General features: G+C 71.0%; 18 protein-coding genes. 13 read left to right on the forward strand and 5 right to left on the reverse strand.

From position 1 onward, the window contains the following. Positions 1–132: 132 nt before the first annotated feature. Positions 133–1770 (forward strand): GMC oxidoreductase, encoded by a 1638-nt coding sequence (locus ACZ5XS_RS24510; RefSeq protein WP_468654620.1) that lies wholly within the window; start codon positions 133–135, stop codon positions 1768–1770. Between the two features lie 19 nt (positions 1771–1789). Here the strand turns inward: ACZ5XS_RS24510 and ACZ5XS_RS24515 are convergent, their stop codons facing one another. After that, positions 1790–3586, reverse strand: coding sequence for an AMP-dependent synthetase/ligase (locus ACZ5XS_RS24515; RefSeq protein WP_468654622.1), 1797 nt, complete (start codon positions 3584–3586; stop codon positions 1790–1792). A 359-nt stretch (positions 3587–3945) separates the two neighbouring features. On the opposite strand from ACZ5XS_RS24515, the gene ACZ5XS_RS24520 reads away from it, so the two are divergent. The 6 genes from ACZ5XS_RS24520 to ACZ5XS_RS24545 all read left to right on the forward strand — a co-directional run bounded on the left by ACZ5XS_RS24520 (position 3946) and on the right by ACZ5XS_RS24545 (position 8926). Beyond that, the gene (locus ACZ5XS_RS24520; protein ID WP_468654864.1) at positions 3946–4701 is read left to right on the forward strand and encodes a metallophosphoesterase family protein; all 756 of its coding nucleotides are present in this window, start codon (positions 3946–3948) and stop codon (positions 4699–4701) included. A 123-nt stretch (positions 4702–4824) separates the two neighbouring features. Further along, positions 4825–5268 (forward strand): SRPBCC family protein, encoded by a 444-nt coding sequence (locus ACZ5XS_RS24525; RefSeq protein WP_383867311.1) that lies wholly within the window; start codon positions 4825–4827, stop codon positions 5266–5268. A gap of 42 nt (positions 5269–5310) precedes the next feature. Further along, positions 5311–6480 (forward strand): ArsA family ATPase, encoded by a 1170-nt coding sequence (locus ACZ5XS_RS24530; RefSeq protein WP_468654624.1) that lies wholly within the window; start codon positions 5311–5313, stop codon positions 6478–6480. Positions 6481–6537: 57 nt separating this feature from the next. Next, positions 6538–7035, forward strand: a complete 498-nt coding sequence (locus ACZ5XS_RS24535; RefSeq protein ID WP_468654626.1) for a DUF5304 domain-containing protein — start codon at positions 6538–6540, stop codon at positions 7033–7035. A gap of 55 nt (positions 7036–7090) precedes the next feature. Beyond that, entirely contained in the window at positions 7091–8044 is a 954-nt protein-coding gene (locus ACZ5XS_RS24540) for an ROK family glucokinase (RefSeq protein ID WP_217237201.1), read from the forward strand. A 126-nt stretch (positions 8045–8170) separates the two neighbouring features. Continuing rightward, positions 8171–8926, forward strand: a complete 756-nt coding sequence (locus tag ACZ5XS_RS24545; RefSeq protein WP_468654628.1) for an endonuclease/exonuclease/phosphatase family protein — start codon at positions 8171–8173, stop codon at positions 8924–8926. A gap of 102 nt (positions 8927–9028) precedes the next feature. Here ACZ5XS_RS24545 and ACZ5XS_RS24550 read toward each other — a convergent pair whose 3' ends face one another. Next, the gene (locus ACZ5XS_RS24550) at positions 9029–9694 is read right to left on the reverse strand and encodes a hypothetical protein (RefSeq protein WP_468654630.1); all 666 of its coding nucleotides are present in this window, start codon (positions 9692–9694) and stop codon (positions 9029–9031) included. Next, on the reverse strand, positions 9687–10466 hold the full coding sequence (locus ACZ5XS_RS24555) for an alpha/beta hydrolase (RefSeq protein ID WP_468654866.1): 780 nt from the start codon (positions 10464–10466) through the stop codon (positions 9687–9689). The genes ACZ5XS_RS24550 and ACZ5XS_RS24555 overlap by 8 nt, the downstream gene beginning before the upstream one ends. A 160-nt stretch (positions 10467–10626) precedes the next feature. On the opposite strand from ACZ5XS_RS24555, the gene ACZ5XS_RS24560 reads away from it, so the two are divergent. The 5 genes from ACZ5XS_RS24560 (at position 10627) to ACZ5XS_RS24580 (ending at position 15616) form a co-directional block, all read left to right on the forward strand. Beyond that, on the forward strand, positions 10627–11433 hold the full coding sequence (locus ACZ5XS_RS24560; RefSeq protein WP_468654868.1) for a lysophospholipid acyltransferase family protein: 807 nt from the start codon (positions 10627–10629) through the stop codon (positions 11431–11433). 36 nt (positions 11434–11469) lie between these two features. Then, on the forward strand, positions 11470–12696 hold the full coding sequence (gene macS, locus ACZ5XS_RS24565) for a MacS family sensor histidine kinase (RefSeq protein ID WP_468654632.1): 1227 nt from the start codon (positions 11470–11472) through the stop codon (positions 12694–12696). Next, the gene (locus ACZ5XS_RS24570; RefSeq protein WP_468654634.1) at positions 12693–13382 is read left to right on the forward strand and encodes a response regulator; all 690 of its coding nucleotides are present in this window, start codon (positions 12693–12695) and stop codon (positions 13380–13382) included. Before macS ends, ACZ5XS_RS24570 begins: the two co-directional genes overlap by 4 nt. A gap of 138 nt (positions 13383–13520) precedes the next feature. Then, positions 13521–14549, forward strand: a complete 1029-nt coding sequence (locus ACZ5XS_RS24575; RefSeq protein WP_468654636.1) for a 6-phosphofructokinase — start codon at positions 13521–13523, stop codon at positions 14547–14549. Between the two features lie 71 nt (positions 14550–14620). Beyond that, the gene (locus tag ACZ5XS_RS24580) at positions 14621–15616 is read left to right on the forward strand and encodes a 2-hydroxyacid dehydrogenase (RefSeq protein WP_468654638.1); all 996 of its coding nucleotides are present in this window, start codon (positions 14621–14623) and stop codon (positions 15614–15616) included. On the opposite strand, the gene ACZ5XS_RS24585 is transcribed toward ACZ5XS_RS24580, so the two are convergent. Continuing rightward, the gene (locus ACZ5XS_RS24585) at positions 15568–17448 is read right to left on the reverse strand and encodes an anthranilate synthase family protein (RefSeq protein ID WP_468654640.1); all 1881 of its coding nucleotides are present in this window, start codon (positions 17446–17448) and stop codon (positions 15568–15570) included. The two genes, ACZ5XS_RS24580 and ACZ5XS_RS24585, sit on opposite strands and share 49 nt — an antisense overlap. 98 nt (positions 17449–17546) lie before the next feature. Beyond that, positions 17547–17603 carry a trp operon leader peptide gene (locus ACZ5XS_RS24590; RefSeq protein WP_073723848.1) on the reverse strand — a complete coding sequence of 19 codons (57 nt, stop codon included), beginning with the start codon at positions 17601–17603 and terminating at the stop codon, positions 17547–17549. A 96-nt stretch (positions 17604–17699) separates the two neighbouring features. On the opposite strand from ACZ5XS_RS24590, the gene ACZ5XS_RS24595 reads away from it, so the two are divergent. Continuing rightward, the gene (locus tag ACZ5XS_RS24595) at positions 17700–19052 is read left to right on the forward strand and encodes a class II 3-deoxy-7-phosphoheptulonate synthase (RefSeq protein ID WP_217237209.1); all 1353 of its coding nucleotides are present in this window, start codon (positions 17700–17702) and stop codon (positions 19050–19052) included. Positions 19053–19231 lie beyond the last annotated feature (179 nt).

Consider the following 19231-nt stretch of genomic DNA (forward strand, 5'->3'; position numbering starts at 1 on the left):
CCCTCAAACGGGCCCAGCACCGCAACTGGACACCACCCGCACCGGACACCCTCACCATCACTCGGCGAGACAGAACTTAAGTCACCGGCATTGGGCCTAGGCGGAGGGAAATAATCCGGCGATGCTGCGCACATGACAGCGAAACTGATGCAGCGTCAGCTGACGAGACGTCAAATCCTGGGCATGGCGGCCCTGCAGACCGCCGCCGCGTCCGGTCTCACCCGCATCGGCCTCCAGACGGCCTCGGGCGCCGAGCCCGCCGCCGTCGACAACGCCCCCGCCATCGTGGTCGGTTCGGGCTACGGCGGCGCCGTCGCCGCCCTCCGCCTCGGCCAGGCCGGCATCCGCACCCTCGTCCTCGAGATGGGCCGGGCCTGGAACACGCCCGGTGCCGACGGCAAGGTCTTCTGCTCCACCAGCGCCCCGGACCAGCGGTCCATGTGGTTCCGCACCCGCACCGAGGCACCCCTGGCCACCTTCCTGTGGCTGGACGTCGTCAACCGGGACATCGGCGTCTACCCGGGCGTCCTGGACCGGGTGCACTTCGACGCCATGTCCGTGTACGTCGGCCGGGGGGTCGGCGGCGGCTCCCTCGTCAACGGCGGGATGGCGGTCACGCCCCTCAAGGCGTACTTCGCCGAGCAGTTCCCCACCGTCGACTCCGACGAGATGTACGGCACCTACTTCCCGCGCGCCCGCTCCATGCTCGGCGTCAACACCGTCGACCCCGCCTGGTTCGAGTCGACGGAGTGGTACCGCTTCACCCGCGTCTCCCGCGCCCACGCCCAGAAGACCGGCCTGAAGACCACCTTCGTGCCGAACGTCTACGACTTCGGGTACATGCAGCGCGAGGCGGCCGGCACGGCCACCAGGTCGGCGCTGGGCGGCGAGGTCATCTACGGCAACAACCACGGCAAGCGCAGCCTCGACAAGACGTACCTCGCCTCGGCGCTCGGCACGGGCAACGTCACCATCCACACCCTGGAGAAGGTCAGGGCCATCACCCGGGCGGCCGACGGCTCCTGGCTGCTCACCGTCGACCGCATCGACACCACCGGCACGGTCGTCGAGACCAAGCAGTACGGCTGCACGTACCTCTTCCTCGGCGGCGGCAGCCTCGGCACCACCGAACTCCTCGTCCGCGCCCGGGAGACGGGTGCGCTGCCCGGCCTGGACGCGAGCGTCGGCGGCGGCTGGGGCACCAACGGCAACGTGATGCTCGGCCGCGCCAACCACCTGTGGGACACGGTCGGGGCGAACCAGTCGACCATGCCGGTCATGGGCATCGACGACTGGGCCAACACCGCGAACCCCGTCTTCGCGGAGATCGCCCCGCTGCCGACGGGACTGGAGCACTGGGTCAGTCTGTATCTGGCGATCACCAAGAACCCGTCACGGGCGTCGTTCACGTACGACGGCGGGACGGGTGGGGTGAAGCTCGGCTGGACCGCCGCCCACAGCGCGGTCTCCGTCGCGATGGCCAAGAAGCTGTTCGACCGGATCAACGCGGCGAACTCGACCATCTACCGCTACGACCTGTTCGGCTCGTCCAACAAGGTCTTCGCCGATGACTTCACCTACCACCCGCTGGGCGGCTGCGTGCTGGGGAAGGCCACCGACCCCTACGGCCGGGTGAAGGGATATCCGAGGCTGTACGTCACCGACGGCTCGCTCGTTCCCGGGTCGATCGGGGTGAACCCGTTCGTGACGATCACCGCGCTCGCCGAACGGACGATGGCGCGGGTCCTCGCCGAGGACACCGCGCCATGACAGTCCGTCAGGGGCCTTGCTACTTCTGGTAGATGGCCTCGATCTCGGACGCGTAGTCCTTCGCCACCACGTTGCGCTTGAGCTTCAGGGACGGCGTGAGGTGGCCCGACTCCTCCGTGAACTGGGAGGGCAGAATGCGGAACTTCCGCACCGATTCCGCCTTCGACACCGCGGCGTTGCCGTCGTCGATCGCCGACTGGATGGCGGCCAGCAGATCCGCGTCCTCACGCAGCGACGCCGCGGTGCACCCCGCCGGTTTGCCGTGCTCGGCAGCCCAGCGGCCCAGGAACTCCTCGTCGACGGTGACCAGCGCGCCCACGAACGGCCGTCCGTCGCCGACCACCATGCACTCCGCGACCAGCGCGTGTGCGCGGATCCGGTCCTCGATCACGGCCGGGGCGACGTTCTTGCCGCCCGCCGTGACGATGATCTCCTTCTTGCGGCCGGTGATCCGGAGGTAGCCGTCCTCGTCGAGGGTGCCGATGTCACCGGTGTGGAACCAGCCGTCGGCCAGCGCCTCGGCGGTCGCGCCGGGGTTGTTCCAGTACTCCTTGAACAGGTGCTCGCCGTGCAGCAGCACCTCCCCGTCGTCCGCGATCCTGACGACCGAGCCGGGCAGCGGCTGGCCGACCGTGCCGATCTTCTGGCGGTCCCAGGGGTTGAACGCGGTCGCGGCACAGGACTCGGTCAGGCCGTAGCCCTCCAGGACCGTGAAGCCGATGCCGCGGAAGAAGTGCCCCAGACGCTCGCCCAGCGGGGCGCCGCCGGAGATGGCGAACTCGCCCTTGCCGCCGAGCACCGCGCGCAGCTTGCTGTAGACGAGCTTGTCGAAGGTCCTGTGCTTGATCTTCAGACCCAGCGACGGGCCGGACGGGGTGTCCAGCGCCTTGCTGTACGCGATCGCGGTGTCCGCGGCCTTGTCGAAGATCTTGCCCTTGCCGTCCGCCTGCGCCTTGGCGCGGGCCGAGTTGTAGACCTTCTCGAAGACGCGCGGGACACCGAGGATCAGGGTCGGCCGGAAGGACGCCAGCTCGTCGGTGAGGTTCTTGATGTCCGGCACCAGGCCCAGCTTGATCGGCGCCATCATCGGCGCGACCTGCACGAGCCGTCCGAAGACGTGTGCGAGCGGCAGGAACAGCAGGACGCTGCACTCACCGGTGCGGAACAGGGGGCGCAGGCGCTCCACGATGTTCCCGCACTCGGCGAAGAAGCTGCGGTGGGTCAGCACACAGCCCTTGGGCCGGCCGGTCGTGCCCGACGTGTAGACGATGGTCGCCGGGTCGTCCGCCTTGGCCTGCGAACTGCGCTCCTCGACCGTCTCGTCGGAGACGTCCTGGCCCAGGCGCCCCAGCTCCTCCAGGGCACCGGCCTCGATCTGCCAGATGTGCTTGAGGGCGGGCAGGCTGTCGCGCACCGACTCGACGGCGGCCGTGTGGTTGTCGAGCTCGACGACGCAGGCGGTGGCACCCGAGTCGCTGAGGATCCACTGGACCTGCTCGGCCGAGCTGGTCTCGTACACCGGCACGGTGACCGCGCCCGCGCACCAGATCGCGAAGTCGAGCAGCGTCCACTCGTACCGCGTGCGGGACATCAGGCCGACCCGGTCGCCGGGCTGGACGCCGGAGGCGATGAGCCCCTTGGCGGCCGCGTGCACCTCGGCGAGGAAGGCGGTGGCCGTCACGTCCTGCCAGGCACCGCCGACCTTGCGGGCGATCACGGCGACGTCCGGATGCTGCGAGGCGTTTCTCCGGACGATGTCGGTGAGATTGCCGTCCGCAGGGACCTCGTACAAAGCCGGAAGGCTGAACTCGCGCAAGACTGCTGCTCCTCATAGGGCGCCGGCGCCACGACGTTGTGTGATGCGACGATGCGGTCCAAGGCTCGGGCAGGTGCTCACAGGTCCGTTCCGGGCCATGGGGCCCGGTGGTTGAAATCCTGAGCACGACTGGACTGCCCGGACGTTACCCGCCGGTATGGCTTCTTCGACAGGGGGTTCCGGCGAGATGTTCGCTGCGTCACACAGATTGGTTGTGTCCTTCGCGCACAGTAGTCCACGCACTAACTGACTGGCCAGTAACCCCTTGCCCGGCCGCCACTGTTCACGTATGCCGCACACCCTTACGCTTGATCGCCATGGCACCCACACCAGCCGGTAACCGGAGGACACGCGTTCATGTGGTCAGTGACGTGCACGGCAACGCCCGTGACCTGGCCCGTGCCGGCGAGGGCGCCGACGCCCTGATCTGCCTGGGCGACCTCGTCCTCTTCCTCGACTACGCCGACCACTCGCGCGGGATCTTCCCCGACCTCTTCGGCGTCGAGAACGCCGACCGCATCGTCGAACTGCGCACCGCCCGCCGCTTCGAGGAGGCCCGCGAGCTCGGGACCCGGCTGTGGGCGGGGATCGGCGAGAGCCGCGCGGAGGTCATCGAGCAGGCCGTACGCAAGCAGTACGCCGAGATGTTCGCGGCGTTCCCGACGCCCACGTACGCGACCTACGGCAATGTCGACATGCCGACCTTGTGGCCGGAGTACGCCCGACCCGGCACCACCGTGCTCGACGGGGAGCGCGTCGAGATCGGGGGGTGGGTCTTCGGCTTCGTCGGCGGAGGACTGCGGACCCCCATGCGCACCCCCTACGAGATCAGCGACGAGGAGTACGCGGCCAAGATCGAGGCGGTGGGCGAGGTGGACGTGCTGTGCACCCACATCCCGCCCGAGGTGCCCGAGCTGGTCTACGACACGGTCGCGCGCCGCTTCGAACGGGGCAGCCGGGCGCTGCTCGACGCGATCCGCCGCACCCGGCCCCGGTACGCGCTCTTCGGTCACATCCACCAGCCGATGGTGCGACGGATGCGGATCGGCGCGACCGAGTGCGTCAACGTGGGGCACTTCGCGGGGTCCGGCAAGCCCTGGGCCCTCGAATGGTGAATGACCGCAGATGGGGGTGAAGTCGGCCGGTCGACCGCGCGGTAGCCTTCACGCTGCACACACGTGCGCAGGCTTGCGCACGGTGGACCTGCCTACCGGCCCGCATCTGGAGGAGCCACAGCGATGGCGGAACACACCAGCTCGAGCATCACGATCGAGGCGGCACCGGCCGACGTCATGGGGGTGATCGCGGACTTCGCCCGCTACCCGGACTGGACCGGAGAGGTGAAGGAGGCGGAGGTCCTGGCGACGGACGCCCAGGGGCGCGCCGAACAGGTCCGCCTGGTCATGGACGCCGGAGCGATCAAGGACGACCAGGTCCTCGGCTACACCTGGACCGGCGACCACGAGGTCTCCTGGACCCTGGTGAAGTCCCAGATGCTGCGCTCGCTCGACGGCACCTACCTCCTGAAGCCGGCGGGTGCCGGGGCGACGGAGGTGACGTACCGGCTCACCGTCGACGTCAAGATCCCGATGCTCGGCATGATCAAGCGCAAGGCGGAGAAGGTCATCATCGACCGGGCGCTGGCCGGACTGAAGAAAAGGGTGGAGTCGGGGGCGAAGTAGCCGTCCCCGCCGGGGCGGCACGCGGAGGTACCGTTCACCCCCATGCGCACCATCCTGATCACGGGCCCCGGCGGCAGCGGTCGTACGACGATCGCCGCCGCCACCGCTCTCTCCGCCGCCGGCGAGGGCACCCGCACCCTCCTGCTCAGTGCCGACCGCACCGACACCCTCGGCGCGATACTCGACACCTCGACGGGCCCCGCTCCGGTGCAGGCCGCCGCGAACCTCACCGCGTGGCGGCCGGACGCGACCTCGGGCTTCCGTGACGACCTGGCCGCCTTCCAGGACCGCGCGTCCTCCGTGCTCGACCTCCTCGGCGCCTCCCGCCTGGACCCCGAAGAGGTCACCCCCCTTCCCGGCGCCGAAGAACTCACCCTGCTGCGCGCCCTGCGGGACGCGGCCCTCGCCGAGGCGCACGACCTGCTCGTGGTCGACCTGCCGCCCACCCCGCAGGCCCTCGCCCTGCTCGCCCTCCCCGAGGAACTGCGCCGCTATCTGCGCCGCCTGCTCCCGTCCGAGCGGCAGGCGGCCCGCGCCCTGCGCCCCCTCCTCGGCCGACTGGCCGGCGTGCCCATGCCCGCGGAGTGGCTGTACGAGACCGCCGCCCGCTGGGACGTCGAACTGGCCGCCGTCGAGGCGGTCGTCACCGACCGGAACACCGTCGTACGGCTGGTCGCCGAGCCCTCCCCGGCCGGCGCCGACGCCATCCGCTCCGCCGGCCTCGGCCTCGCCCTGCGCGGGCTGCGCCCCGACCTGCTGGTGGCGAACCGTGTCCTGCCGGAGGCGGCGGGAGACAGCTGGCTGGCCGGACCCGTCGCCCAGCAGCGCAAGATCCTGGCGGAATGGCAGGAGTCGTACGGCCTCCGGGCGGTGGCCCATCTCGGCCGTGACCCGCGCGGCGCCGACGACCTGGCCGCGCTCGTCGTCCCCGGCGTCAAGGCGGAGCCCTCCACTGTCGAGTGGCCCGTCACCGACCACCTCGCCGAGGACGGCGTCCTCGTCTGGCACCTCCCGATGCCCGGCGCGACACGAGACGACCTGGACCTGATCCGCCGCGGCGACGAACTCGTCGTCAGCGCGGGGCGGTTCCGCCGGATCGTCCCGCTGCCGTCGGCCCTGCGCCGCTGCACCGTGGGCGGCGCCGCCCTGCGGGAGGGCGAGCTGCGGATCCGGTTCACTCCCGACCCGGGCCTGTGGCCCGGGACACGGTGAACCGCATACGGCCGTTCGGGTAACGTCGTAGAGACGAACCGTAGTCAGGAGTCCGTCATGAGCGAAGAGCTCCCCCCGTCCGACTCCGCCGAGCGCGAGGCCGTCGACGAGGTGCGGGCCGGCGACGCCGACGCGTGGGCGACGGCGTGTGCCGAGGACCTCGCGTCCGAGAAGGCCCGCCGGCGTGCCGAGCACGGTCCGCCCGCGGGCTCGGCCGCCGAGGAGCTGCGCAAGCTCGTCGACACCGTCGCGGACAAGCTGTCCGGCCTCCAGTCCCCCCTGTTCGGCGCGGTCGCGGGACCCGCCGCGCAACAAGTGGTCAAGCAGGTCGTGCAGCAGGCCAAGGCGGCCGTCGAACCCGTCATCGAACGCAACCCGGACGTCTTCGACCACCTGGCCGCCGCGGGCAACGAACTGCTGGCCGCCTACCGCTCGGCCGTCCAGGCACAGGAACAGCGCTGGACGGCCGGTCACCCCGACCCGAGTGACCTGCACGAACGCCGAGGCGACGACGGCGAGGAGCCCGGCCCGGGGGAACGCATCGACTTGGACTGACGGCCCCCTCGGGTACGGTTGGCCGTAGCGGGGCTCGACCGAAACTGAGGGATTCATGGGACTCACCATCGGCGTCGACATCGGCGGCACGAAGATCGCGGCCGGCGTGGTCGATGAGGAAGGCAACATCCTCTCGACCTTCAAGGTGCCGACCCCGGGAACGTCCGAAGGCATCGTGGACGCCATCGCCTCCGCGGTGGAGGGCGCGCGCGCCGGCCACGAGATCGTCGGCGTGGGCATCGGTGCCGCCGGATACGTCGACCGTCAGCGCTCCACGGTCTACTTCGCGCCGAACATCGACTGGCGCCAGGAGCCGCTGAAGGAGAAGGTCGAAGCGCGCGTCCACCTGCCGGTCGTCGTGGAGAACGACGCCAACGCGGCCGCGTGGGGCGAGTACAAGTTCGGCGGCGGCAAGGGCCACCGCAACGTCATCTGCATCACCCTCGGCACCGGCCTCGGCGGCGGCATCATCATCGGCAACAAGCTGCGCCGCGGGCACTTCGGGGTGGCCGCCGAGTTCGGCCACATCCGCATGGTGCCGGACGGCCTGCTGTGCGGCTGCGGCTCGCAGGGCTGCTGGGAGCAGTACGCGTCGGGCCGCGCACTCGTCCGGTACGCCAAGCAGCGCGCCAACGCGACCCCCGAGAACGCGGACATCCTGCTCGGCCTCGGCGACGGCACCCCCGACGGCATCGAGGGCAAGCACATCTCCATGGCCGCCCGGCAGGGCGACCCGGTCGCCGTCGACTCCTACCGCGAGCTCGCCCGCTGGGCCGGCGCCGGCCTCGCCGACCTGGCCTCCCTCTTCGACCCCTCCGCCTTCATCGTCGGCGGCGGCCTCTCGGACGAGGGCGAGCTGGTCCTCGACCCGATCCGCAAGTCGTACAAGCGCTGGCTGGTCGGCGGCAACTGGCGCCCGGTGGCGGACGTCATCGCCGCCCGGCTGGGCAACAAGGCCGGCCTGGTGGGCGCGGCGGACCTGGCCCGCGAGCCCGACCCGATCATGTAGCGGTCACTCCTCGAGGTACGTGGGTTCCCCGCGCCCTGCAGGGGCGCGGGGAACCGCACGAGCGACCACGACGGACCCGCAGCCGAAGACCCTCTGCGAGGCATGCTCACCACGTATCGTGACGGCATGGTGACGCCCCCACTGCTCCCCGGCTCCCGCACCGAGTCCGACGGTTCCGCCGTCGTCCGCGTCCTCAGCTACAACATCCGCTCGATGCGCGACGACCCGGCCGCCCTCGCCCGCGTGATCACGGCCTGCGCCCCCGACCTGGTCCTCCTCCAGGAAGCCCCTCGCTTCTTCCGCTGGCGCAAGAAACTGGCACGACTGGCCGCGGCGTCCGGGCAGGTCGTCCTCTCCGGCGGCGGCACGGCCGCGGGCCCGGCGATCCTCTGCTCACTCCGGGCGACCGTCGAGCGCACGGAGGACGTCCTGCTCCCGCTCACCCCGGGCCGGCACCGGCGCGGCTTCGCGACCGCGGTCGTACGGTTCGGGGGCGTCCGGGTCGGCGTCCTGAGCTGCCACCTCTCGCTTCACCAGGACGAGCGGTACGAGCAGGCCGGCATGCTCCTCGACCGGCTGGCCGGCATGGGCGTGGAGCACGCCGTCGCCGGCGGCGATGTGAACGAGCGCCCCGGCGGGCGCGCCTTCGCCCGGCTCAGCGAGGGGCTCCAGGACTGCTGGGCCACCGCCCCCTGGGGCGGCGAACACACCTGGACCCGCGACGCACCACACCGCCGTATCGACGCGATCCTGGCCACCAAGGGCATCGAGGTCCTCGGTTGCGGGGTACCGCTGGGTCTGCCCGGAGTGACCGAGGCCGATCTCCGGACGGCGACGGACCACCTGCCCGTACTGGCCGCGCTTCGCGTGCCGGCGGCCTGAACCACATGTGCCGGACGGAGTCCGGCGCAGTCACTCGTCGCCTGCCCCGCGGGCGGCCACGGACCACTGTCCGGTGCCGGGCCGCCCTCGGGATTCGGCAGGCTAGACGACAGCTCCCCGGCCCGGGTCGTCGTTGTCCTCGTCGTCCGGCTGCATGCGCATCACCAGGGTGGCGAAGCCGCCCAGGAAGCCGCCGATGGCGAGCGTGGCGAGCCACCAGGTCATGTCCCAGCCGAGCAGCACGGCCAGCAGGAGCAGGACCGGCCCGCCGAGCACCCCCAGCCAGGCGAACTTCGCGGTGGCGTCGGCGGCGGGCAGCGGCGGCGGCTCCGGCGGTACGAAGTGGCCCTCGTCGTCCTCGCCGGCGTCCTCTTCCTCGGAGGACGGCTCCGGCATGCTGTAGTCCCGGGGGCCGGCACCGGGGCCCACACCCGGGGCGAAGGCGACGGAGCCGCCCAGCGGCTTCGCGGGCTTGTCCTCCCCGGGCTGCTTGGTCTCCGTGGCCTCTTTGGTGTCCGTGGTCCCTCTGGCCTCCTTGGCCTCTGCGGGGCCACCGCCGTCGTCGGTCTCGTTCGTCTCGGACTCGAGCAGCGCCAGGTCCTCGACCGATTTGAAGGGCTTGGAGCCCGGCGGGTCCGTCGGCTCGTCGCCGTACCCGGCGACGATGGCCGCCCAGGCGGCCTCCTCGTCGAACGGGACGTGCTGCTCTTCCGGCTCGCGGTCCTCGCGCTCCTCACGGTCCTCGCGATCGGAGTCGTGCTCAGCCACGTGCGGCCGTCCCTTCCTTGCCGATGCTGGATGCCAGGCGGCCGATGAACGCGTAGCTCTCTTCGAAGATCCGGTCCGCCTCGTGGTCCAACGTCGCGACGTGGTAGCTCTGTTCCAGCACGATCTCAGTTACGTCCGTGGACGAGATCCGGCTCAGGACGCGCGCGGAGTCGGCGGCCGGCACCACATGGTCCTGGGCGCTGCGCAGCAGCAGCAGCGGCTGGGTGACCTGCGGCAGCTCGCCGTCGACCAGGCGGAAGAAGGTCCGCAGGGAGTGCGCGGCGCGCAGCGGAACCCGGTGGTACCCGAGCTCGACGCTGTTCTCCTTGGCGATGTCGCTGGCGATCCCCTTGGACGTGGGAACGAAGTGGCGGATCACCGGAAGGGCGTGCGCGGCCAGGCCGTGCACCTTGTTGGCCGGGTTGACGGCCACCACACCGCTGACCGCGTCCCCGTGCTTCGCCGCCAGCCGCAGCGCCAGCGCGGCGCCCATGGAGAGGCCGCCGACGAAGACCTGCCCGCACCGCTCACGCAGGGCGCGCAGTTCCCGGTCCACCTCGGCGTACCAGTCCTGCCAGCCGGTGAGCTGCATGTCCTCCCAGCGTGTGCCGTGGCCGGGCAGCAACGGCAGGGAGACGGTCAGACCGCGCTCGGCGAGGTACGCCGCCCAGGGGCGCAGCGACTGGGGCGAACCGGTGAAGCCGTGACAGAGGAGGACCCCCGCTTCTCCGCCCTCGTGGCGGAACGGCTCGGCTCCAGGGAGGACCGGCACCTTCGGTCTCCTGTTCATGAGAAGGGCGTGAACGAGTCCAGGTGAGGTTCACCGTACGCGACCGCACTGACACCGACCAGGGCCGTCGGGCTCATTGACAGGGCTCCGGGTTAAGGTCTGACCGACGGACTCAGGAGGCACTCGGTTGTTGTACGGCACGATGAAGGTCGCCATCGGCGGGCCGCTGAAGGTTGCCTTCAGGCCCTGGGTGGACGGCCTCGAGAACATTCCGGCCGAGGGTCCCGCCATCCTGGCGAGCAACCACCTGTCCTTCTCCGACTCGTTCTTCCTGCCCGCGGTCCTCGACCGCAAGGTCACCTTCATCGCGAAGGCCGAGTACTTCACCACGCCCGGTGTGAAGGGCCGTCTGACGGCCGCCTTCTTCAAGGGCGCCGGCCAGCTCCCCGTGGACCGCTCCGGCGGACGCGGCGCCGGCGAGGCCGCCGTCAAGAGCGGCATCGACGTCCTGGAGCGCGGTGAGCTGTTCGGGATCTACCCCGAGGGCACCCGGTCGCCCGACGGCCGCCTCTACCGGGGCAAGCCCGGCGGCCTCGCACGCGTGGCGCTCGCCACCGGCGCGCCCGTCATCCCCGTCGCCATGATCGACACCGAGAAGATCCAGCCGCCCGGCAAGGTCGTGCCGAAGCTGATGAGGCCGGGCATCCGCATCGGCAAGCCGCTGGACTTCAGCCGCTACCAGGGCATGGAGCACGACCGTTTCGTGCTCCGCGCGCTGACCGACGAGGTCATGTACGAGATCATGAGGCTCTCCGGCCAGGAGTACGTCGACATGTACGCGACCGCTGCCAAGCGGCAGATCGCGGACGCCGCGAAGGCCCAGAAGGAAGCGGAGAAGGCGGCCAGGGCCGCACTCGCGCAGGCGGCGAAGGAACAGGCCGACAGGGACAAGGCCGAGAGGGACAAGGCCGCGCAGGGCGACACGGACCAGGAGAAGCCCGAGTCCTAGACGGCGGTCTGGGGGATCGGACGGGGGGTGGGGGAGATGGCCAGGCGCGAGAGAGTCATGCGGATGTCGGTCGAGCAGCCGCTGTGGCGTGCGCTCGCCGGCTATCGGGTGCTCACCATGCTGTACGCGGTCGGGTTCTTCGCCACCGCCTACGACGGGTTCGACCGCCCCTGGGTCGCCGTCGCGTACTACTGCGTCCTGTTCGTCTGGACGGTGGCCACCCTGCCCAAGGTCGCGAACGCGGCCAGCTGCACCAAGCGCTTCCTCGCCGCCGACCTCACCATCGCGCTCACCGGCATCCTGCTCACGCCCTTCGCCGACGCCCACGAACGCATCCAGTCGGGCGGTCCGACGCTGCCGTCGATATGGACCGCGGGTTCCGTGCTGGCCTTCGCCATCAAGGGCGGCTGGCGCTGGGCGGCCGCCGCCTCCACCGCGGTCGCCGTCGCCAACCTGATCGAGCGCGGCAGCCCGGCCCGCGACACCGTCCACAACGTGATCCTGGTCTGGGTCGCCTCCATCGCCATCGGCTACGTCGTCGAGGTCGCCCGCGCCTCCGAGCGCACCCTCGCCCGGGCCCTGGAGATCGAGGCGGCGACGAGGGAGCGGGAGCGGCTCGCCCGGGACATCCACGACAGCGTGCTCCAGGTGCTGGCGATGGTGCAGCGGCGCGGCGCAGTCCTCGGCGGCGAGGCGGCCGCGCTGGGCCGGATGGCGGGCGAGCAGGAGGTCGCGCTGCGCACGCTGGTCTCCGGCGGGCTGGTGCCCGTCTCCCGCGTGTCGGAGGACGCGGCCGAGGGGGCGGTCGTACGGGCCGTCGAGGAACCGGACGACTCCACCGGCCCCGTCGACCTGCGCGCGCTGCTCGCCCCGTTCGCCTCCGCGAGGGTGAACCTCGCCGATCCCGGCGCCGCGGTGCCACTGCCTCCCGCCGCGGCGCGGGAGCTGGCCGCGGCCGTCGGCGCCGCCCTGGACAACGTCCGTGAGCACGTGGGCGAGGACGCGCGCGCGTGGATCCTCGTCGAGGACGAGCCGGACGAGGTGATCGTGACCGTACGGGACGACGGCCCCGGCATCCCCGAGGGCCGGCTGGCGCAGGCAGAGGGGGAGGGGCGGCTCGGTGTGGCCCTGTCGATCCGGGGCCGGCTGCGCGACCTCGGCGGCAGCGCCGAACTGATCTCGGTGCCCGGTCAGGGCACGGAGGTCGAACTGAAGGTACCGAAGGAGAGCAAGTCCTCACGGGGGAAGGCGGACAGACGATGACGGACAGCAGCGAGGTGCGGCAGGACCCGATCAGGGTCATGGTGGTCGACGACCATCCGATGTGGCGCGACGCGGTCGCCCGCGACCTGGGCGAGTCGGGCTTCGACGTGGTCGCCACCGCGGGCGACGGCGAACAGGCCGTGCGCCGCGCCAGGGCCGCCGCGCCCGACGTGCTGGTGCTGGACCTGAACCTGCCCGCCAAGCCCGGTGTCCAGGTCTGCAAGGAACTCGTGGGCGCCAACCCGGCGTTGCGGGTCCTGGTGCTGTCCGCGAGCGGTGAGCACGCCGACGTCCTGGAGGCGGTGAAGTCCGGCGCCACCGGCTATCTGCTGAAGTCGGCCTCGACGGAGGAACTGCTGGACGCGGTCCGCCGTACGGCCGTCGGTGACCCGGTGTTCACCCCCGGCCTGGCGGGGCTGGTGCTCGGCGAGTACCGGCGCCTGGCCGCCGAACCCGAGCCCGCCCCGGACACCGGCCGGCCGGGGGCCCCGCAGCTCACCGACCGCGAGACCGAGGTGCTGCGCCTCGTCGCCAAGGGGCTGAGCTACAAGCAGATCGCCGAACGCCTCGTCATCTCGCACCGCACGGTCCAGAACCACGTCCAGAACACCCTCGGCAAGCTCCAACTGCACAACAGGGTCGAACTGGTGAGGTACGCGATAGAACGCGGACTCGACGACGAGTAGATCAACCGGCCCGAGCGGAACAGCGGTCCCTCAACTCCTGCGCGTACCGACGGAATTGTCGTTCCCGCCCATCCCCGTGTGACCTGGATCACTACTAGCGTGATCCCCTCAGGCAACCGCGGCGAAGGGAACACTTCCATGCGCGTCGGAGTACTGACCGGAGGCGGCGACTGCCCCGGGCTCAACGCCGTCATCCGGGGCATCGTCCGCAAGGGCGTGCAGGAGTACGGCTACGACTTCGTCGGCTTCCGGGACGGCTGGCGAGGACCCCTCGAGAACCGCACCGTGCGGCTGGACATCCCCGCGGTGCGCGGCATCCTGCCCCGCGGCGGCACCATCCTCGGCTCCTCGCGCACCAACCCCCTGAAGCAGGAGGGCGGCATCCGCCGCATCAAGGAGAACCTCGCCGGGCAGGAGGTCGGGGCGCTCGTCGTGATCGGCGGCGAGGACACCCTCGGAGTCGCCGCCCGGCTGTCCGACGAGTACGGCGTGCCGTGCGTGGGCGTGCCGAAGACGATCGACAACGACCTGTCCGCCACCGACTACACCTTCGGCTTCGACACCGCGGTCGGCATCGCCACGGAGGCGATCGACCGGCTGCACACCACCGCCGAGTCGCACATGCGCGTGCTGGTCTGCGAGGTGATGGGCCGGCACGCGGGCTGGATCGCCCTCCACTCGGGCCTGGCCGGCGGGGCGAACGTCATCCTCATCCCCGAGCAGCGCTTCGACGTCGATCAGGTGTGCGCCTGGGTGACCTCCCGCTTCAAGGCGTCGTACGCCCCCATCGTGGTCGTCGCCGAGGGCGCGATGCCCAAGGACGGCGACATGGTCCTCAAGGACGGATCGCTGGACTCCTTCGGGCACGTGAGGCTGTCCGGCGTCGGCGAGTGGCTGGCCAAGGAGATCGAGCGGCGCACCGGCAAGGAGGCCCGCACCACGGTCCTCGGGCATGTCCAGCGCGGCGGCACGCCCAGTGCCTTCGACCGCTGGCTCGCCACCCGCTTCGGTCTGCACGCCATCGAGGCCGTCCGCGACGGCGACTTCGGCACGATGGTCGCCCTGCGCGGCACCGACATCGTGCGCGTCCCGATCGCGGAGGCGACGGCCCGGCTGAAGACGGTGGATCCCGAGCTGTACGAGGAGGTCGGGGTGTTCTTCGGCTGAGCCCGTCCGGTCCTGAAGGCCTGTGGACCGTATATTCGGCCGACAGGCCTTCAGGACGGGAGGAGTCGGACGTGGAGATTCTCGCCTTCGGCGTTCAGGCAGACGAAAGGCCCCTGATCGAGGAGGCCTTCGCGGGCCACCACGAGGTCCGCTGCCTGGACGTCTTCGTCAACGAGGACACCGCCCCCATCGCGGCCGGCTACGAGGTGATCTCCACCAGCGTCAACGCCGACCTCGGCCCGCGCGTCCTGGAAGCCCTCGCGGCCGGCGGCACACGGATGGTCGCCCAGCGCTCCACCGGCTTCAACAACATCGACCTCGAGGTCGCCGAACGGCTCGGCATGACGGTCGCCCGGGTCTCGTCCTACTCGCCGTACTCGGTCGCCGAGTTCGCCTGGACCCTCGCCATGGCCGTCAACCGCCGTGTCGTCCGCGCCTCCACCCGCACCCGCGACTTCGATTTCCGCCTCGACGGCCTGATGGGCCGCGACATGCACGGCCGCACCGCGGGCGTCCTCGGCACCGGCAAGATCGGCGAGGCGTTCGCCCGGATCGCCCACGGCTTCGGCATGCGGCTGCTGGGCTGGGACATCGCCGAGAACCCCGCCTGCCGGGAACTCGGGATGACCTACGTCCCCAAGGAGCGCCTGCTCGCCGAGTCCGACCTGGTCAGCCTGCACGTCCCGCTGACGCCGAAGACCCTCCGTGTCATCGACGGGACCGCCCTGAAGTCGATGAAGGACGACGCGGTCCTGGTCAACTCCAGCCGCGGCGGCCTGGTCGACACCGCCGCCCTCGTCACCGAACTGCGCGCGGGCCGGTTCGCGGGCGTCGGCCTCGACGTCTACGAGGCCGAGGCGGGCCTGTTCTTCCTCGACAAGTCCCTGCACGCCGTCGAGGACGACACCCTGGCCCGCCTCGTCACCTTCCCGAACGTCCTGGTCACGTCCCACCAGGCGTACTACACCGAGGAGGCCGTCGGTCAGATCGTCGACGCCACCGTGCGCAACGTCCTCGACTACCGGGCCGGCCGCCGCTCCGAGAACGTGCTCGTGCCGCGCAGCTGACCCACCAGCTCCCGGACGACGGCCGCCCCGTTCAGGGTGAGCACCGACTCCGGGTGGAACTGCACGCCGGCGAACCCCGGCCCGCGCAGCGCGTGTACCTCGCCGGTGTCGCCTCGGCTCACCTCCACGTCGTGCGCGGCCAGTTCGGCGGCGGCCTCGTCGTCGCAGCGCGCCACGAAGCTGTTGTAGAAGCCGACGGTCTCGCGCCGCCCGAACAGGTCGATCTCCGTCTGCGCCCCCTGGTACGGCACTTCCTTGCGGACGATCCCCAGCCCCAGCTCGGCCGCGATCAGCTCGTGCCCGAGGCAGACGCCGAGCACGCCGTGCCGGTTCTCCCGGATCACCTCGGCGGTCAGCGCGCGCAGGAACCGCATCTTGGGGTCGGCGGTGTCGGAGGGGTCGCCCGGGCCGGGGCCCAGGATGACCGGCCCCTCGTGCACGCGGACCGCCTCCGAAAGGCCGGGCTCGTCATATCGCCGGACGGTGATGGTCAGACCCGACGAGCGCAGCACATGCGCGAGCATCGCCGTGAAGGTGTCCTCCCCGTCGACGACCAGGGCGTGCCCGGCCAGGTCCTCCGCCCGCTCCTGCATCCGTAGCCAGAACGGCGCCAGCGAGGCCCGGCGCCCGTCCAGCGCGGCCCGCACCCGGGGGTCGTCGGCCAGCCGGGGGCGCGTGTTCTCCGCCCGCGGCCTTCCCGGTCGTACGCCGAGCGCCGTCAGCACCCCCGCCGCCTTCGCGTGCGTCTCCGCGACCTCGCCCGCGGGATCCGAGCCGCGCACCAGCGTGGCACCGACCGGCACCCGCAGCCGCCCGGCGGCGTCGATGTCGGCGGTGCGGATGAGGATGGGGGAGTCGAGCGTCTGGGCGCCACCGGAGTCCCGTCCGATCAGCGCCAGCGCGCCCGCGTAGTAGCCCCGCCCGCCGACCTCGTGCCGCTCGATGACCCGGCAGGCGTTCTGCACCGGCGAGCCGGTGACGGTCGCCGCGAACATGGTTTCCTTCAGCACCTCCCGCACGTCCAGCGAGGACTTGCCGCGCAACTCGTACTCGGTGTGAGCGAGGTGCGCCATCTCCTTCAGCCGGGGCCCGATCACCACCCCGCCCATGTCGCCGACCGTGCACATCATCTTGAGCTCCTCGTCGACGACCATCGACAGCTCCTCGATCTCCTTGCCGTCGGCGAGGAAGCCGAGCAGGTGCTCGGGGGTGGGGCCTTCGGCCGGATAGCGGTACGTCCCGCTGATCGGGTTCATGACGACGGTCCCGCCGGACATCCGCACGTGCACCTCGGGACTGGCGCCGACGAGCGTGCGTTCGCCGGTGTGCACGAGGAACGTCCAGTACGCGCCCCGCTCACCCACCAGCAGCCGCCGGAACAGCGCAAGCGCGTCGGCCCTCGTGAACCCCGGGATCGAACCCTCGTACGTCCGCCGGATCACGAAGTTCGCGCCCTCACCGGCGCCGATCTCCTCCCGCAGCACCCGCCCGACGATCTCCGCGTACTCCTCGTCGGCCACGTCGAAGCCGCCGTCCTCGACCCGCACCTCGTGGATGGGGAGCTGCGCGAGGGCGTCGGCGAGCGGGATCTCGTACGTATTTTCGGGTGTCAGCACCGACAGGGGCGTCCCGTCGTCGCGGACGTCGAAGCCGCGCTCGCGGATCTGCCGGAAGGGGACGAGCGCCAGGCCCTCTTCGGGGAGGTCGGCGAGACGGTCGTGCGTGGTGACCGGGCCGAGCAGGACCTCGACCGTGTCGTGGTCGTGGCCCGGCGATCGGCGGCGCAGCAGGGCGAAGGGACGGGGATCGTCCAGGAGGTCAAGCAGGTCCATCGGTCGTGTTCCTTCTCGGAAGGAGAGACGACCTCAGCGCCGGAAAACACCGAAGGCCGCCCCTCGGGCGGCCTTCGCGAAGTCTTGCGTACGCGCAGTCAGTGGGCCGCCGGATGAGCGGTCCACCACCAGGTCTGGGTCGAATGCGCGAACATGCGACGCACCCTACCCCACGCGCACCTGAGCGGGAGCGTGTCTCACCTGTCGAGCCGCACGAAAATCCCTCGACACGACCCCGTAATGTTGAGGGCGTGACCGTGAACGCTAAGACCAGCGCCAGCGCTGGCAACACCTGGCGAGACCTGCCCGCGGCGCAGCAGCCCGAGTACCCCGACACCGAGGCTCTGCGCGCAGTGATCGCGGACCTCGAGTCGTATCCGCCGCTCGTCTTCGCGGGCGAGTGCGACCAGCTGCGCGCCCGGTTGGCGGCCGTCGCCAAGGGAGAGGCGTTCCTCCTCCAGGGTGGCGACTGCGCCGAGGCCTTCGACGCGGTGTCCGCCGACCACATCCGCAACAAGCTCAAGACCCTGCTCCAGATGGGCGCCGTGCTGACGTACGCCGCCTCGGTGCCCGTGGTGAAGGTCGGCCGGATCGCCGGCCAGTACTCCAAGCCGCGCTCCAAGGGCACCGAGACCCGCGACGGCGTGACCCTGCCGACGTACCGCGGCGACTCGGTCAACGGCTTCGACTTCAACGAGGCCGCCCGCATCCCGGACCCCGAGCGCCTGAAGCGGATGTACAACGCCTCCGCCTCGACGCTCAACCTGGTGCGCGCCTTCACCACCGGCGGCTACGCCGACCTGCGCCAGGTGCACGCCTGGAACCAGGACTTCGTGAAGTCGTCCCCGTCCGGCCAGCGCTACGAGCAGCTGGCCCGCGAGATCGACCAGGCGCTGAACTTCATGCACGCCTGCGGGGCGGACCCGGAGGAGTTCAAGACCGTCGAGTTCTACTCCTCGCACGAGGCGCTGCTGCTCGACTACGAGTCGGCGCTCACCCGCGTCGACTCGCGCACCGGCCAGCTGTACGACGTCTCGGCGCACATGGTGTGGGTCGGTGAGCGCACCCGGCAGCTGGACCACGCGCACATCGAGTTCGCCTCGCGGATCCGCAACCCGATCGGCATCAAGCTCGGACCGACGACCACGGCCGAGGAGGCGCTGCAGTACATCGAGCGTCTGGACCCGGACCGCGAGCCGGGCCGGCTGACCTTCATCGTCCGCATGGGCGCCGACAAGGTCCGCGACAAGCTGCCCGAGCTGGTCGAGAAGGTCACCGCCTCCGGCGCGACGGTGGCCTGGATCACCGACCCGATGCACGGCAACACCTACGAGGCGGCCTCCGGCCACAAGACCCGCCGCTTCGACGACGTGCTCGACGAGGTCAAGGGCTTCTTCGAGGTCCACAAGGGCCTGGGCACCCACCCGGGCGGCATCCACGTGGAGCTCACCGGTGACGACGTCACCGAGTGCGTGGGCGGCGGCGACGAGATCTTCGTCGACGACCTGCACCAGCGCTACGAGACGGCCTGCGACCCGCGTCTGAACCGCAGCCAGTCTCTCGACCTGGCGTTCCTGGTCGCGGAGATGTACCGGGACCAGTAGCAGATCATCAGCTGACGCGCCTGTTACAGCAGCACGGAGTGGGGGGGGGGGGACACAACACCCCCCCCCCCCCCCCCCCTCCCCGCTCCTTCCCCCCACGAAGGGGGAAGGTGGGGTAGCCTCCTTGCTCTCCGCCGGGGTGGAACAACTGGTCTCTTTCGAACGCTTCTTGGTGGCCA

It is taken from the genome of Streptomyces sp. NPDC033131, assembly GCF_055578365.1.